Origin of the sequence: Kitasatospora sp. SolWspMP-SS2h (assembly GCF_003259315.1) — a bacterium.
Classification (GTDB): Bacteria; Actinomycetota; Actinomycetes; order Streptomycetales; family Streptomycetaceae; genus Kitasatospora; species Kitasatospora fiedleri.
Genome location: NZ_QLLT01000023.1, coordinates 1 through 14,733, shown reverse-complemented (window position 1 = coordinate 14,733; position 14,733 = coordinate 1). Strand labels below are relative to the sequence as shown.

Here is a 14,733-nt window from a genome sequence, read left to right as displayed (position 1 = left end):
TCAGGCAGTGGAAGGGGCGGGCCCAGGACGGTGGGCCCGCCCGGGTGGTCAGCGCCGGTGGTCGACGTTCACGTTCTCCAGGACGCCGATCGCGTCGGGGACCAGGATCGCGGCCGAGTAGTAGGCGCTGACCAGGTAGGAGACGACCGCCTTCTCGTCGATGCCCATGAAGCGGACGTTCAGGCCCGGCTCGACCTGGTCCGGGAGGGTGCCGGGGCGCAGGCCGACGACGCCCTGGTTGTCCTCGCCGACGCGCATCGCCAGGATCGAGGTGGTGCCGTCGACCACCGGGATCTTGGTGCAGGCGAGGATCGGGACGCCGCGCCAGCCGGGTACCGTCCGGCCCTCGAACCGGATCGTCTCGGGGTACAGGCCGCGGCTGTTGCACTCCCGGCCGAAGGCGGCGATCGCCTTGGGGTGGGCGAGATAGAACTTGGTGCTGCGCCGGCGGCAGAGCAGTTCGTCCAGGTCGTCGGGGGTGGGCGGGCCGGAGTGGGTCTGGATCCGCTGGCCGTGCTCGGCGTTGGCCAGCAGGCCGAACTCCGGGTTGTTGACCAGCTCGTGCTCCTGCCGCTCGCGCAGCGCCTCGACCGTCAGCCGGAGCTGGTGCTCGGTCTGGTCCATCGGCTGGTTGTAGAGGTCGGCGACCCGGCTGTGCACCCGCAGCACCGTCTGGGCGACGCTCAACTCGTACTCGCGCGGGGCGGGTTCGTAGTCGACGAAGGCGGTGGGCAGCTCGAACTCGCCCTCGTGCCCGGCCGACATGCCGATCGCGGCCTCGCCCTTGTGGGTCTGCGGGAGCTGCGCGTCGGCGAGGAAGGCGAGGATCTGGTCGCGCAGCGCCGGGGAGCGGTCGGCGAGCTCCTGGAAGGCGGGCCAGGCGAGCACCATCGCGGTGCCGGCGGTGGTGGCCCGGACGCTGTAGGACCAGCGGCGGTCGGCGACGGTGAGCGCCTCGTCGCCGAGGTGGTCGCCGTCGGCGAAGGTGCCCAGCACGGTGGGGTCGCCGTACTTGCCGGTGCCGAGCTTGTCGACCTTGCCGTGCGCGATCAGGTAGACCCGGTCGATCTCGCCGCCCTGCTCGACCAGCACCTCGCCCGCGGCGAAGTCGCGCTGGACGAAGCGGCCGGCCAGCTCGGTGAGCAGCGCGTCGTCGGCGAAGCCGCGCAGCACCGGGACCTCGCGCAGGGTGGGCGGGACGACCGAGACCCGGCGGCCGGCCTGCACGAAGCCCACCCGGCCACGGCCGACCGCGTACGACAGCCGCCGGTTGACGCGGTAGGTGCCGCCGGAGACCTCGACCCAGGGCAGGGCGCGCAGCAGCCAGCGGTTGCTGATCTCCTGCATCTGCGGGGCCGACTTGGTGGTCGACGCGAGGTTCTTGGCCGCCGCCACCGAGAGGCTGCTCCGCTGCTCCGCCCGGGGAATTCCGGTGGTGGTTTCGGTCGTCATTTCCGCGGAGCCCCTAGATCGTGTCGACGGCACGTTGCGGCAACCATGCTGACGGCCGTTCAGGTGAGGCGGCAATCACTCGTGGGGGTGATTCGGGTGCGCGGGCGCGGCGGGCGCGACCGGCGCGGCGGGCCGGCCGGCGGGCGATCCGGCCCCGTCTCCGAGGGTTCTTCCGGGCGCTCCCGCGGGCCCTCTTTCCGGGCGTCCGCGCTGCTCACCGGCCCCCTGTTCGAATCCGCCCGGAACAGCGCTAAGGTGGCCCCCTCACCGCGTGGTGACCGCCGCCGCAGCGCAGGCGAACCGGTCGGTGACCTCCCATCGGCACGCCCTTCTCCAGGGAGACCCCTCGTGACCGCGCCCGTCCGCGTCTGGCTGAACCGTACCTACGCCGAGAACGTCTTCTTCATCGACCTGCTGCGGGCCGCGCCGCGACCGGTGCACGTCCTGGCCTCCCACGTCGACCCCGATTCCCCGGTGCTCGCCGCCGCCGATCTCGGCGTTCTGGAACCCGACGGGCTGAGCGCCGAGGGGTACGTGGAATTCGCGCTGGAATTCTGCGCCCGGCACGACGTGGACGTATTCCTGCCGCGGCTGCACCAGTTGGCGATATCGCTGCGCCGCCGCGACTTCGAGGCGCTGGGCACCGCGCTGGTCTGCCCGCCCGCCCCGGCGATCTCGCTGTTCACCAGCAAGGCCGACGGCTACCGGGCGCTGGACGCGGCCGGGCTGCCCACCCCGCTGTGGCGGCAGGCCGACACCGCCGCCGACCTGCTCGCCGCCGTCGAGGAGATCGAGGCGGCCGGGATGACGGCCTGCCTGAAGCCGGCCAGCGGCGCGGGCGGCGAGGGCTTCCGGGTCCTGACCCGCGAGCCGTTCCACCTCGGGCGGCTCTCCGGGTACGTCGACACCCGGGTCCAACTCGACCAGGTGCTCGGCGCGTTGGAGCGGTCCGCGGCCCCGGCCGAGCTACTGGTGATGCCATACCTGGACGGCCCCGAGGTGTCCGTCGACTGCCTGGCCGAGCAGGGCGGCCGGGTGCTGGCCGCGGTCGGCCGCACCAAGCAGGGCCGCCGCCGCGGCTTCACCGTCGACCCGGCCTACCTGGGCCCGGCCCGCCGCCTGGTCGAGGAGTTCGGCGTCGGCCACCTGTCGAACGTGCAGTTCCGGCACGAGCGGGGCACCGGCCGCGCGGTGGTCCTGGACGTCAACACCCGCCCGTCCGGCGGCCTGCACCAGCTGCGCCTGTGCGGGCTCAACCTGCCCGCCGCGGCCGTCGAACTCGCGCTGGGCCACCGGCCGTCGCTGCCCGCGGCGGAGGAGCTGACGCTCGGCGACTACACCCTGGTCTCCACCATCCAGGCGGTGCTGCCCCGGCAGGCGGCGGCGCCCGCGCTGGAGCGGATCGGCGGCGTCGGCGGCGGCGTCGGCGCTATCGGGGGCGGCGTCGGCGGTCTCGGCGCGCGGCTGCTGCCCGCGGCGGGTTAGGCCCGGTCCGGTCGGTCTTGTCGGATCGGCGCGCGGCGTCGGGCGCCCGGCAAGACCGGGCCTAGAGCTCCGGCCCGGACCAGTCCAGGGTCGGCGGGAGTACGCCCTCCAGGGTGAGCAGCCAGCGCTTGGTCTCCACGCCGTGCCACGCCCCGCCGAAGCCGCCCAGTCCGTCGGCGGCCACCACCCGGTGGCAGGGCACCAGCAGCGGCAGCGGGTTGGCCCCCATCATCTGCCCGACCGTCCGGGCCGGGATGCCCGGCTCGGTCGGCTCGGTGAACACCCCGCTGCGGGCGGCGAGTTCGCCGTAGGTGACGGTCCGCCCCCAGCCGACGTCGGTCCACAGGCGGCGCAGCACGGTCAGGTGCGGGCCGGAGGCCAGCCGCCAGTCGATCGGCAGCTCCAGGTCGCGCCGCGCGCCGGCGAAGTACTCGCCGACCCGGGCCCGTACCGTCGCGGCCTTCCGCCCGTCGGCGCACTCCGGCACCGGACCGTCGCAGACGTAGCTGGCGGCGGCCACTCCCCGGTCGGTCACCGCGAACCGCATCGGCCCGCTCGGCAGCGGGGTCGGGACGGTCACCCAGGAGAGTTCCATCCCGCCACTGTAGGGCGCGCCGGGGCCCGGCGGGCCGGGCTCAGAGGTGGTCGCGGAGGTGGTCCGCGAGGGTGCGGGACCAGGTGGCCAGGGCGGCGCGGTCGGGGGCCTCGCCGCCGCCGAGGACGGCGAGCTGTTCGGTGGAGAGGTGTCCGCTCGCGGCCAGCGCGGAGAGGCCGGCGAGCAGGGACGAGAGCCGTGCGGCGTCGTCGTGGCCGAGCATCACGAGGGTGTCGGTGTGGCCGATGGTCATGGAGCCGGGCATCGCGTCCTCCTCGGTCGTTCCTTCCGTCCACCGTACGGCCGCGGGGGCGGTGCTCGCCCGTTCGGACCGCTCCGATGGCCGGGGGGCCGGTCGGCGGCGGACGGTCGGAGGACGCGTGCCCGCCGGACGGGAGCAGCCGGACGGGAGCAGTCGGACGAGAGCAGGGAGTGCAGATGCCAGCACGGGCCGCCGGTTCCGCCGCCCCGCCGCCCGGCCTGCGGGAGCTGCTCCGCAGCCCCGGGTACGGGCGGCTGCTGCTGGTGTCGGCGCTGGTCGGGGTGCCGGTCTCGCTGGCGGCGTTCGGGTTCGTCGGCCTGGAGCACGAGTTGCAGCACTGGGTGTGGGAGTCGCTGCCGCGGCAGCTGGGCCACGCGCGCGCTCCCTGGTGGTGGCCGCTGCCCGCGCTGGCGCTGGCCGGTCTGCTGCTGGCGCCGATCGTGACCCGGATGCCGGGGCGCGGCGGGCACACGCCGGTGCTGGGGCTGGGCGGGCCGCCGACGCTGCCGGTGGAGGTGCCGTCGGTGGTGCTGGCGGCGCTGGCAGCGCTGCCGCTGGGCGCGGTGCTCGGCCCGGAGGCGCCGCTGATGGCGCTGGGCAGCGGGCTGGCGCTGCTGACGGTGAGCGCGGCGAAGCGGGCGGCCAGTCCGCTGCTCGGGCCGATGCTGGGGGCGGCCGGGTCGACGGCGGCGATCGCGACGATCTTCGGGAGTCCGCTGGTCGCGGCGGTGATGATGATCGAGGCGGCGGGCCTGGGCGGGGCGCAGCTGACGATGCTGCTGTTGCCGTGCCTGCTGGCGTCGGGGGTGGGGGCGCTGGTGTTCACCGGGTTCGGGCACTGGACGGGGCTGTCGATCGGCGCGCTGAGCCTGCCGTCGGTGCCGAGGGCGGGGCTGCCGGACGCGGGGGACTTCCTGTGGGGGGTGCCGCTAGCGGTGGTGATCGCGGTGGTGCTGGTCGCGGGGCAGACCCTGGGGCACCGCTGCGCCGCGTTCACGGCGCACCGGACGGCGGTGCGCACGGTGCTGTGCGCGGTGCTGGTGGGCGGGTGCGTCGCCGGGTACGCGCTGGTGACGGGGCGGTCGCCGGAGGAGGCGGCGCTGTCCGGGCAGGCGACGCTGGGGCAGTTGGCCGCGGACCCGCACGGCTGGCCGGTGGGGGCGCTGCTGGCGCTGGTGCTGTTCAAGGGGCTGGGCTGGGGGGTGGCGCTGGGGTCGCTGCGCGGCGGCCCGATCTTCCCGGCGGTGCTGCTGGGCGCGGCGCTCGGGGTGGCGGCGGGCGGCCTGCCGGGCCTGGGCACCGGGGCGGGGCTGGCGGCCGGGCTGGCGGCGGGCAGCGCGGCGGTGACCCGGCTGCCGGTGACCAGCACGGTGCTGGCGGCGGCCCTGCTGGGCGACCAGGCGACGGACTCGATGCCGCTGCTGATCGTCGCGGCGGTGGTGGCGTTCCTGACCGCGACGTTCGTCCACCGGGTGGCCGCCCCGGGACCGGGCACGGACGCGGGGCCGGAGCCGGGCGCGGGGGCCGGGCCGGAGCCGGGCCGCCCGGCGCCCGCCGGGCCGGTTCAGTAGGAGATGCAGGCGCTGCGCAGTTCGGTGTAGAAGTCCCAGACCTGCGGCGAGCACTCGGCCGGGCCGTACTGGGACTCCTTGGCGCCGATGTGCGGCATGTGCGGGTAGGCGCCGACGCCCGGGCGGTTGACGTGCAGCATGCCGACGTCGATCCGGTCGAGGGCGTCGAGGGCCAGGGAGGTGTCGCGGGTGAAGACGGCGGCGGCCATGCCGTAGCGGACCGCGTTGACGATCCGCAGGCCGTCCTCGGGGCCGTCGCAGGTGATCACCGAGAGGACCGGGCCGAAGATCTCCTCCTGGGCGACGTGGCTGTCCGGGTGGACCCCGTCCAGCACGGTCGGGGCCATGAAGTAGCCGTCCGGCAGGCCCTCGGTGAGCCGGCCGCCGCCGGTGACCACGGTGGCGCCGTCCGCGGTGGCCCGCCGGACGCCCTCCAGGCAGGCGTGCAGGCGTTCGGCGCTGACCACCGGCCCGAGCCGGGCGTCCGGGTCCGTGCCGGGGCCCACCCGCAGGGCCTCGGCGCGGGCGGCGAGGCGGCGGACCAGCGCGTCGTGGACGGCGCGGTCGACGACCACCCGGCTGGTCGCGGAGCAGCGCTGCCCGGCCTGGCCGAAGGCGCCGGCCACGATCGCGTCGGCGGCCCGGTCGAGGTCGGCGTCGGCGAGCACCAGGGCGGCGTTCTTGCCGCCCATCTCCAGCTGGGTGCGCAGGAAGCGCGGGGCGCCGGCGACGTGGATGGCCCGGCCGACCTCGACCGAGCCGGTGAAGGAGACGCCGGCCACGTCGGGGTGGTCGACCAGGGCCTCGCCGACCTCGCGCCCGCCGTGCACGAGGTTGAGCACGCCGTGCCCGGCCCCGGCCTCGACGAAGCAGTCCACCAGCAGGGTCGCGGTGAGCGGCGTCAGCGGGGAGGGCTTGAAGACGGCGGTGCAGCCGGACAGCAGGGCGGGGGCGACCTTCCAGGCCGGGATGGCCAGCGGGAAGTTCCACGGGGTGATCAGGGCGACCACCCCGATCGGGTCGCGCCTGGTCAGCGCCAGGGTCCGCGGGTCGTCCGCGGGCAGGGTGGCACCGCCCAGGCGGCGGCCCTCGCCGGCCGTGAACTCCAGCAGCGCGACGGTGCGGTCCACCTCGCCCAGCGCCTCGTGCGGGAGCTTGCCCTGCTCGCGGGTGATCGCCGCGGCGAACTCGGCGCGCCGCCCGGCCACCAGCCGGGCCGCCCGCAGCACCACCTCGCCCCGCCGGACCGGTCCGAGCGAGCGCCAGGCCGCGAGCGCCGCCCGGGCGGCGGCGACCGCCGCGAGCGCGTCGGCCGCGGCGGAGTCGGCGCTGCGGCTGACGGTCTCGGCGAGGTCGCCGGGGTTGCGGTTGTCCCGGCTGCGGCCCGAGGCGGCGCCGCACCACCGGCCGGCGACGTGGTTGTGGGCTTCGGCGAGGCGGGGGCCGGCGGTCAGGCGGGGCTCCATCGTGATCCCTTCGTGGGCGGGGCGGGGCGGGGCGGAGCGGCTCGGTCAGCCGAGGGCGGCGTACTGGGCGGTCAGCGCGTCGTGCCGCTCCTGGCGGGCGAGCAGCGCGTCCACGTTCTGGAGGGCGAAGACGTCCTTGAGGGTGGCGATGGACCCCTCCACGGCGTGGGTCGAGCCGGCCGCGCCGATCTGGCCGAGCACGTCGCGCATGGCGCTGATCGCCGCGCGCAGCCCCTGGTTGGCGTAGATCACGCCGCCGAACCGGCGCTCGGTCAGCTCGGCCGCGGTGACCTGCGGGTAGGTGGTCGGGACGACGATGACCGGGAGCGCGCCGGTGTAGGCCGCGCGGAAGGCGAAGACCTCCTCGGGGGTGGAGAGCTTGGAGTGGATCAGCAGCGCGTCCGCGCCGGCCGCCTCGTACACCGTGGCGCGGCGCAGCGCCTCGTCCAGGCCGGCGCCCGCGATGAACGCCTCGATCCGGGCGACCACCACGAAGTCCTCGCCGGTGCGGGCCTCCTTGGCGGCGGTGATCTTCGCGGCGAAGTCGCCGATCGGGGCGAGGTCCTGGTGGCCCTCGACGAAGCTGTTCAGCTTGGGGAACTGCTTGTCCTCGATGCAGACGCCGGCCAGGCCGCGGGCCTGGTACGAGCGGACCATGTGGGCGACGTTGCCGACGCCGCCGAAGCCGGAGTCGCAGTCGGCCAGCACCGGGACGTCCACCGCGTCGGCGATCTGGGCGGCGGCCTCCAGGCACTCGGCCATGGACAGCACGTTGGCGTCCGGCAGGGCGCGGCTGGCGGAGATCTCCAGGCCGCTGGCCCAGATCGCCTCGAAGCCGGCGTCCTGGCCGAGCTTGGCGCTCAGTGCGCTGTGCGCACCCACCAGGCGGATGACCTCGGAACCGTTCAGGCCGTCGCGCAGGGTACGGCTCTTGGACATGGGGGGGCTCCTTCAGGGGGCGGGACGAAGTGGGGGAACGGTGGGGCGGGGTCAGGACGCGGGCTGCAGCGCGTCCGGACGGTTGAGGGCGCGGTGGACCCGCGCGACGATCTCCTGCGGGGTGTGCGTCACCCGGCGCCCGGGGCCGCCGGCGCGGGGGCCGGTCAGGGCGTGCAGCAGGACCGGGCCGGCCGGGAGCCGGGCCGCGCGCAGTTCGGCGGCGGTGGCGACCCGGACGGCGGCCCGGTAGCCGGCCGCCAGCGCCAGCGCGCCGAAGTCGGTGCGTCGGACGGTGAGTTGGCCGCCGGTGCTCTCGTGCATGCCGTTGTCGACCACCACGTGCAGCAGCTCGGTGCCGGACGCGGCGACCAGCGGGAGCACGCCGAGGTTCATCAGCAGCGAGCCGTCGCCGTCCAGGGCGATGACGGTGCGGCCGGGGCGGGCCAGCGCGATGCCGAGGGCGACCGGGGCGGCCATGCCCATCGAGCCGACCAGGTAGAAGTTCTCCGGCCGGTCGGCCGCGTTGAACAGCTCCCGGCTGGTGAACCCGCAGGTGGAGACCACGACGGCGTCCGGGTGGCGGTCGAGCAGTTCGCCGATCACCTCGGTGAGGCTCAGCGCGGGCCCGGGGGCGGGCAGGTGGTCGGTCATCAGATCCCTTCCCGGACGACGAGCACGCCGCAGCGCTGCTCCCGCTTCATCTGGTCGATCACCCGGGCCACCGAGCCGGCCGGGTCGGCCGGGTCGAGGAGGGTGTGGGGGAACTTGAACAGGTCGAGCAGCGCGAGGAGTTCGGCGCCGATCACGTCGTGCTCGACCGCGTCGTTGCCGTCGTGGCCGCGCCAGCTGACCACCAGCAGCACCGGCACGTCGTAGATCAGGTTGAACGAGGTGAGCACGTTCAGGCAGTAGCCGAGCCCGGAGTTCTGCATCAGGACCACGGCCTGCTCGCCGGCGACCACCGCGCCCGAGGCGACGCCGACGGCGCTGTCCTCGCGGGGGGCGGGCAGGTAGCGCAGGGCGGCCAGCCGCGGGTCGTCGCCGGGCTCCTCCAGCAGCCGGAACGCGCCGTTCAGCAGGCTGCAGGGGACGCCGGTGGCCAGGGTGTAGCCGTGGTCGACCAGGCTGTGCAGCAGGTCGCGGGCGGTGGTGCCGCCCGCGCTGGACGTGTGCATGTTGACCTTCCGTCGGTCGGTTCGGGGGTGGGGGCGGCCGGCTCAGCCGAGCGGGGCGTACTCGGCCCGGTGGGCGGCCAGCACCCGTTCGGCGAGCGCGGCGCAGTGCGCCGGGTCCTCGCCGGCCAGCAGGAACGTCAGGACGCCGTACGGGCGGTCCGGGTGCAGTTCGGCGCCGGGGGCGAAGCGGGTCTTGCAGAACACCAGCTCCGGGAAGGCCGCCAGCAGCTCCTCGCGCGGGGTCTGCCGGACCAGGGTGACCGCCTCGGCGGGCGGCGGCACCGAGCGGTACAGCGCGTGGCGGACGGCCCGGTAGTCGCCCTCGGCCGGGCGGCCGAGCGCCAGCCGGACGACGTCGGCCGCGATGTCGGTGTCGGCGCAGGCCCGCAGCAGGTGGCCGATCGGGCCGCCGAGCCGGGCGTTCAGCTCGATGCAGGCGGGCCCGTCCGGGGTGAGCTTGAGCTCCAGGTGGGTGGCGCCCCAGCGGATGCCCATCGCCGCGATAACCCGCCCGGCGTGCTCCAGCACCTGGCGGCGGCGCTCCTCGGGCAGCGAGGTGGGCATCAGGTGGCCGGTCTCGACGAACGCGTCGAGCGGGAGCTTGTCGGTGATCGCGACGTGCCGGACCCGGCCGTCCTCGACCAGCGACTCGACGCTGACGTAGTCGCCGAACCCGGGCCGCCCGTACCAGTCGTCGCCGACCAGCAGCTGCTCCAGGACGAACCGCGGCTCCGGGTCGAACAGCGGGGAGGTGCGGTAGGCGTCCAGGGCGGCGCGCAGCCGCTCCCGCAGCTCAGCCTCGTCGTGGACCTTGGCGACCAGGAAGCTGGCCGCGCCGTGCACCGGCTTGAGCACCGCGGGGAAGCCCACCTCGGCGGCGGCCTCCGCGAGGTCGGCCTCGCCGGTGACCTCCCGGAAGCGGATCCTCTCGACGCCGGCCTCCCGCAGCCGGCGGCGCTGCGCCAGCTTGGACTGCGCGGTGCGGACCGCCTCCGGCGGGTTGCCGGGCAGGCCCAGCCGCCGCTGGGCCTCGGCCTGGGCCACGATCAGCGGCTCGCCGAAGGTGGCGACGCCGTGCACCGGGCGGCGGGCGTGCAGCTCCGCCAGCAGGTCGGGGACGGTCAGGTGGTCGGCGACGGTCAGCCACTCGCCGGTGCAGTCGGCACTCCAGGCCGTGCGCAGCGCCTGCGCCGCGGCGGCGGACGGGCCGCCCTGGTACCAGACCACGCTGATCTCGGAGGTCACCCGCCGGGCGGAGGCCAGCGCGGCGTCCGGGGAGATGCCGCCGGCGCCCAGCAGCAGCACCAGGTGCGGGTCGGGGGCGCTCACCGGGTGCCGGCCGGGACGGCGCGGGCGGGCAGCGCGGGCAGCAGCAGGCCGGTGACCAGGCGGTCCAGGTCCCCCTCGTCGTGCGGGTCGACCAGCTCGACGCCCATGCCCCGGCCGACCCGTTCCCGGGCGGCCATCACGTTGCGGTGCGGGACGCCGTGCACCGGCGGGACGGTGATGCCGTTGCGGGTCAGCCAGGTGTCCGCGCCGAGCGAGGCCATGGTGTCGGAGGGCACCAGGACCAGCGCCCGGGCCGCGGCGACCAGGCCGGGGTCGCGCAGGATGTCCGGGATGCCGGCGCCCCACAGGTCGCCGCCGAGTTCGGCGACGACGATCTCGGCGCCCTCCCCGGTCAGCCGGGCCGCCAGGTGCCGGGCCGCGCCGACCACGGTGTCCGCGGTGTGGCCGTAGGTGGTGGCCAGGCCCGCGTCCACGAAGTCGGCGGCGCAGTGGGCGCCCGCGTCGGCGAGGGTCAGCAGGTCGCGGAGCCGGCCGGTGCCGGCCAGCTTGGTGACGCCCACCCGCACCCCGTACCGGGCGGCCAGGTGGTGCACCAGCGCCGCGGCGAAGGTGGTCTTGCCGACCTCGGCGGCGGTGCCGCCGACGAACACCACCGGGGTGGCCGGGGCCTCGGCCGCGGCCCGCCGGCGCAGGCTCAGCACCCGCCCGTCCGGGCCGGCGGCGAGGCCGGTCAGCTCCAGGGCGGTGGCCGTGCCCAGCGAGGACGGGGAGGAGGCCGCGATGCCGACCACCCCGCCCACCGCCAGCAGGTCGGCGGGGGTGCCGGCCCCGACGGCCAGGCCGTCCTCGGGCAGGCCGCCGTAGATCGACGTGGTGGAGTGGCGGTCGCCCAGCACGCCGACGACCTCGTCGCCGACCCGGATCCGGACGTCCCGGCCGTGGACGTTCTCGACCCGCGGGTAGGCGCCGACCCGGACCACCCGGGCGATCACCAGGTCCCCGGCGCGGCCGGTGCCCTCGACGGCCGTCGGCCGCTCCGGCAGCTCCTGCGCACCACGGGTGCAGCTCGTGATTACCGTGCTCATGTCTCTTTCCAGAATGGGGAGTTGGCGGGAAGTGGACCGAACCTGGTTCGGGTCACTGGATGTTGACGCTCCAGATGGTGCGCGGATTGACCTCGGTCCGGCCGTCGGCGGCGGTCCGCGCCGCCACCACGTACTGCCGGCCGTGCCCGTGGCGGTCGTTGTCGATGATCACGACGTCGCCCGCGCGCATCAGGTACACCTGCTGGAGGGCCGGGTCGTTGGCGGCGGCGTGGAAGCGCTCGACCGCCTCGAACCAGCGCTCGCCGCCCTCGATCCCCCCGGCGGCCTTGCGCAGCCGCCCGAGGTCCTGCGGCAGCCGGGCCGCGCAGTCGTCCGCCACCGGGGTGTACCGGGGGGTGCCGGGCAGGTAGAGGAAGGGCAGCTCGGAGGGCGCCTCGTCGAGGTGCGAGGCGGGGAAGCTCATCGCGAGGCCGGTGAGCTGCCGCAGGTCCTCGGCCCAGTGCTCGGGGTGGCGCTCGCGCAGCGCGGCCAGCACGTCGCCCCAGCGCACCAGCAGGGACTCCCCGTTGCGGCCGGGCTCGAAGCCCTGCCAGCCCGGGTCGGCCATCAGCATGGCCAGGTACAGCGGGCGGCGCCGGGCGAAGGAGCGGCCCGAGTGCATGGGCAGCGAGCCGGCCTTCTCCTGGACCCGCTCGACCCCCTCGGCCTGCGGCGCCCGGCAGCGGACCACGTTGATCGCCTCGTGCAGCGCGTACGCGGCCTTGGTCGAGCCGGCCGCGTAGTTGGGGCACAGCTCGCCGAGCCGGGACAGCAGGGCGGTGTAGCGGTCCACCTCGACCGGGAAGTTGCGGAGGTAGGCGAGCCGGTGCGCGGCGACCGAGGCGAGGGTGGCGGCCTCGATCTCCTCGGCGGAGCGGCCGGAACAGTCGATGGCGAATTCTTCGAACACGGGTGCTGGCTCCTGGGACGGGGGATCAGGTGCGGCGGACCAGGTGGTGCGCGCCGAGCAGGGCGAGCAGGGCGTCGGCCGTCGACGCGGGGCCGGGCCCGGCGGCCGGGGCGAGGAAGGCGGTGCCGGACAGCCGGTGGCGCTCGCGCACCTCGGCCAGCCCGGACGGCTCGGGGCCGGGGCCGGCCACCACCGCCAGGACCCCGTTGCGGGCGAGGATCTCGGCGACCATCCCGGTGCGCCGGACGACCCCGGCCGGGTCCTCCCCCGGCAGCGGCGGGAACGCCGGGAGGAACTCGGCCCGGCGGTGGTGCCCGGTGCACAGCAGCGCGGCGAGCTCCGCCCCGGCGTCGTGCTCCCGGGCGTCCGCCAGCCAGAGGGTCGCGCCCGGCAGGCAGGTGCAGACGGGGACCGGCCTCATGCCGCACCCGCCCGGACCGCGACCGGCTCCCCGGCCGCCGGCCGGTCCGTCGCCAACTGCCCTCGGGAGACCGCCCGTTCGAGCCAGCCGCCGGCCATCAGCGAGGTGACGACCGCGGTCAGCACCAGGGTGGTGAACAGCGTCGCGTCGATGATGCCCGCGTCGTACGCCAGGGTGGCCAGGACGATGCCCGGACCGCCCCGGGCGTTCATCGCCACCGCCAGGTTGGCCGAGCGCACCGGCGGACAGCCCGACCAGCGGGCCCCCGCGTACACGCTGCCCGCCTTCACCACGCAGGCGAAGGCGATGAACAGCACGGTGAGCAGCGGGTCGAAGGAGTGCACCAGGTCGAGCTTCAGGCCCACCACGGCGAAGTACACCGGGATGAAGAAGTTCGCGGCGAAGGTGTGCACCGCCCGCGCGGGCTCGTCCCCCGCGTCCGCCGCGCCCCGCACCGCCCCGCCCCAGCCGGCCACCAGGCCGACCAGGAAGGCACCGTACATCGGGGTGATCCCGGCGAACAGGCAGCCCGCGGACGCCGCCAGCACCGCCGACAGCTGGACGGCCACCCCGCCCGCCCGGCGGCCCGCGACGGCCGTCCGGCGGCGCACCGCCACCCCGACCGCCGCCATCAGCGCGAACAGCACCAGCGGCGCCAGCGCGTGGTAGACCAGCGCGGCCGGGCCGTCGCCGACCCCGAGCAGCGCCGCCGCCCCGAAGCTGTCGTGCCGCCCGTCGTTGACCATGCCGAGCGCCACCGAGATCACCACGTTGAGCGCGATGTCCTCCAGGACCGCCACCGAGAGCACCACCCGGGCGAAGTCGGTGCCCAGGATGCCCAGGTCGAGCATGATCCGGGAGATCACCGGAATGCTGGTGATCGCCACCGCGCAGGCCAGCACCAGGGTCAGCGCCGCCCGGTCCCCCGCCGGGCCGACCACCCGCCCCAGGTCGAGGAACGGCGCGAGCCCCAGCCCGAAGGCGAACGGCACCACCATCCCGACCACGGCCACCAGGCCCACCGTCCGGCCGTCGCGCCGGGAGAACACCGCCCGCATCTGCGCCCCGGCCAGGAACATCAGCAGCAGCGTGCCGAGCTGGTAGACCAGCGCCAGCCCGGACGCCGCCGGACCGGTCCGCGGGAACAGCCAGCCCTGGGCGTGCGGGGCCAGCAGGCCGAGCAGCGAGGGCCCGAACAACAGACCCCCGACGATCTCACCGATCACCGGGGGTTGGCGGAAGCGGGCGAACACCCTGCCCAGCAGGTGCGCCGACATCAGCAGCAGCACCAGTCCGGCCAGCAGCCGGAACAGATCGACGTCAGGCATGGCGGGTCCATTCCTCCGCGGTCGAACCGGCCATGCCGGCGGTGAGGGTGGTGCCGTCGGCCGGGTCGATCAGGATGAACGAGCCGGTGCGGCGGTTGTCGGTGTAGTCGTCGAGGGCCAGGGGTTCGGCGGTGCGCAGGAGTACGTGGCCGATGTCGTTGACGTGCAGTCCGTCGGTGGCGGGGCGTTGGTGGAGGGTGTCGATGTCGATGCGGTAGCCGATGTCCTTGACGAGGGCGCGGACGGTGCGGGTGGTGTGCTTGAGCAGCACCTTCGCGCCGACGTGCAGGGGGCGCTCGTTGAGGTGGCAGACGGTGGCCTGGACGTCCTTGGTGGGGGCGGGCGGCGGGCCGGCCGCGATGAGGTCGCCGCGGGAGATGTCGAGGTCGTCGGCGAGGCGGAGGGTCACCGACTGCGGGGCCCAGGCGATCTCGGTGGGGGTGCCGAGCGCGTCGATCGCCGCGACGGTGGTGGTGTGGCCGGAGGGCTGGACGGTGACGGTGTCGCCGACGCGCAGGACGCCGGAGGCGAGTTGGCCGGCGTAGCCGCGGTAGTCGTGGTGTTCTTCGCTCTGCGGGCGGATGACGTACTGGACGGGGAAGCGGGCGGGTTCGGCGTCCGGGTCGGTGCCCACGGGCACGGTCTCCAGGTGTTCCAGCAGGGTGGGGCCGCCGTACCAGTCCATCGCGGCGGAGGGCTCGACCACGTTGTCGCCGGCCAGCGCGGAGATCGGCACCGCCACGACGTCCTTGAC

The 14,733-nt window shown here is 75.5% G+C and carries 14 protein-coding genes and 1 pseudogene; 2 read left to right on the top strand and 13 right to left on the bottom strand.

Annotated features, from left to right (window positions below; all coding sequences use genetic code 11):
• Positions 1–48: 48 nt before the first annotated feature.
• Complete coding sequence (locus tag K353_RS25740; protein ID WP_111555922.1) at positions 49–1,452, bottom strand: family 2B encapsulin nanocompartment shell protein; 1,404 nt, start codon at positions 1,450–1,452, stop codon at positions 49–51.
• Between the two features lie 348 nt (positions 1,453–1,800).
• Between K353_RS25740 and K353_RS25735 the strand changes: the two genes are divergently transcribed.
• Positions 1,801–2,937 carry an ATP-grasp domain-containing protein gene (locus tag K353_RS25735; RefSeq protein WP_111555921.1) on the top strand — a complete coding sequence of 379 codons (1,137 nt, stop codon included), beginning with the start codon at positions 1,801–1,803 and terminating at the stop codon, positions 2,935–2,937.
• Between the two features lie 61 nt (positions 2,938–2,998).
• On the opposite strand, the gene K353_RS25730 is transcribed toward K353_RS25735, so the two are convergent.
• A complete protein-coding gene (locus K353_RS25730) occupies positions 2,999–3,532 on the bottom strand; it encodes a methylated-DNA--[protein]-cysteine S-methyltransferase (protein ID WP_111555920.1) in 534 nt (177 codons plus the stop codon).
• A gap of 40 nt (positions 3,533–3,572) precedes the next feature.
• Positions 3,573–3,797: a hypothetical protein gene (locus K353_RS25725; RefSeq protein ID WP_111555919.1), complete on the bottom strand. Its 225-nt coding sequence runs from the start codon at positions 3,795–3,797 to the stop codon at positions 3,573–3,575.
• A 173-nt stretch (positions 3,798–3,970) separates the two neighbouring features.
• On the opposite strand from K353_RS25725, the gene K353_RS25720 reads away from it, so the two are divergent.
• The gene (locus K353_RS25720; RefSeq protein WP_199528244.1) at positions 3,971–5,365 is read left to right on the top strand and encodes a chloride channel protein; all 1,395 of its coding nucleotides are present in this window, start codon (positions 3,971–3,973) and stop codon (positions 5,363–5,365) included.
• Here the strand turns inward: K353_RS25720 and K353_RS25715 are convergent.
• The 10 genes and pseudogenes from K353_RS25715 to K353_RS25670 all read right to left on the bottom strand — a co-directional run.
• A complete protein-coding gene (locus K353_RS25715; RefSeq protein WP_111555918.1) occupies positions 5,359–6,831 on the bottom strand; it encodes an aldehyde dehydrogenase in 1,473 nt (490 codons plus the stop codon). The two genes, K353_RS25720 and K353_RS25715, sit on opposite strands and share 7 nt — an antisense overlap.
• Positions 6,832–6,876: 45 nt before the next feature.
• Positions 6,877–7,770, bottom strand: a complete 894-nt coding sequence (locus tag K353_RS25710; protein WP_111555917.1) for an isocitrate lyase/phosphoenolpyruvate mutase family protein — start codon at positions 7,768–7,770, stop codon at positions 6,877–6,879.
• 51 nt (positions 7,771–7,821) lie between these two features.
• Entirely contained in the window at positions 7,822–8,421 is a 600-nt protein-coding gene (locus K353_RS25705; protein ID WP_111555916.1) for a thiamine pyrophosphate-dependent enzyme, read from the bottom strand.
• Entirely contained in the window at positions 8,421–8,945 is a 525-nt protein-coding gene (locus K353_RS25700; RefSeq protein WP_111555915.1) for a thiamine pyrophosphate-binding protein, read from the bottom strand. The genes K353_RS25705 and K353_RS25700 overlap by 1 nt, the downstream gene beginning before the upstream one ends.
• A 42-nt stretch (positions 8,946–8,987) precedes the next feature.
• Positions 8,988–10,274, bottom strand: a complete 1,287-nt coding sequence (locus K353_RS25695; RefSeq protein ID WP_111555914.1) for an acetyl-CoA carboxylase biotin carboxylase subunit family protein — start codon at positions 10,272–10,274, stop codon at positions 8,988–8,990.
• Positions 10,271–11,320, bottom strand: a complete 1,050-nt coding sequence (locus K353_RS34525; protein ID WP_158585489.1) for a DUF1611 domain-containing protein — start codon at positions 11,318–11,320, stop codon at positions 10,271–10,273. Before K353_RS34525 ends, K353_RS25695 begins: the two co-directional genes overlap by 4 nt.
• Positions 11,321–11,372: 52 nt before the next feature.
• Positions 11,373–12,230 (bottom strand): TauD/TfdA family dioxygenase, encoded by an 858-nt coding sequence (locus tag K353_RS25685; RefSeq protein ID WP_111555913.1) that lies wholly within the window; start codon positions 12,228–12,230, stop codon positions 11,373–11,375.
• A 25-nt stretch (positions 12,231–12,255) separates the two neighbouring features.
• Positions 12,256–12,651 (bottom strand): hypothetical protein, encoded by a 396-nt coding sequence (locus K353_RS25680; protein WP_111555912.1) that lies wholly within the window; start codon positions 12,649–12,651, stop codon positions 12,256–12,258.
• Positions 12,648–13,979, bottom strand: a complete 1,332-nt coding sequence (locus tag K353_RS25675; protein WP_111555911.1) for a cation:proton antiporter — start codon at positions 13,977–13,979, stop codon at positions 12,648–12,650. Before K353_RS25675 ends, K353_RS25680 begins: the two co-directional genes overlap by 4 nt.
• A pseudogene (locus tag K353_RS25670) lies at positions 13,972–14,733 on the bottom strand (hypothetical protein); the annotation flags it as partial. The pseudogene K353_RS25670 and the gene K353_RS25675, both read right to left, overlap by 8 nt.

Excerpts from the sequence above, each read along its gene's own strand:
- K353_RS25720 (WP_199528244.1), top strand. The coding sequence starts at position 3,971 with ATGCCAGCACGGGCCGCCGGTTCCGCCGCCCCGCCGCCCGGCCTGCGG.
- K353_RS34525 (WP_158585489.1), bottom strand. The coding sequence starts at position 11,320 with ATGAGCACGGTAATCACGAGCTGCACCCGTGGTGCGCAGGAGCTGCCG.
- K353_RS25725 (WP_111555919.1), bottom strand. The coding sequence starts at position 3,797 with ATGCCCGGCTCCATGACCATCGGCCACACCGACACCCTCGTGATGCTC.
- K353_RS25675 (WP_111555911.1), bottom strand. The coding sequence starts at position 13,979 with ATGCCTGACGTCGATCTGTTCCGGCTGCTGGCCGGACTGGTGCTGCTG.
- K353_RS25680 (WP_111555912.1), bottom strand. The coding sequence starts at position 12,651 with ATGAGGCCGGTCCCCGTCTGCACCTGCCTGCCGGGCGCGACCCTCTGG.
- K353_RS25700 (WP_111555915.1), bottom strand. The coding sequence starts at position 8,945 with ATGCACACGTCCAGCGCGGGCGGCACCACCGCCCGCGACCTGCTGCAC.
- K353_RS25710 (WP_111555917.1), bottom strand. The coding sequence starts at position 7,770 with ATGTCCAAGAGCCGTACCCTGCGCGACGGCCTGAACGGTTCCGAGGTC.
- K353_RS25730 (WP_111555920.1), bottom strand. The coding sequence starts at position 3,532 with ATGGAACTCTCCTGGGTGACCGTCCCGACCCCGCTGCCGAGCGGGCCG.
- K353_RS25705 (WP_111555916.1), bottom strand. The coding sequence starts at position 8,421 with ATGACCGACCACCTGCCCGCCCCCGGGCCCGCGCTGAGCCTCACCGAG.
- K353_RS25740 (WP_111555922.1), bottom strand. The coding sequence starts at position 1,452 with ATGACGACCGAAACCACCACCGGAATTCCCCGGGCGGAGCAGCGGAGC.
- K353_RS25715 (WP_111555918.1), bottom strand. The coding sequence starts at position 6,831 with ATGGAGCCCCGCCTGACCGCCGGCCCCCGCCTCGCCGAAGCCCACAAC.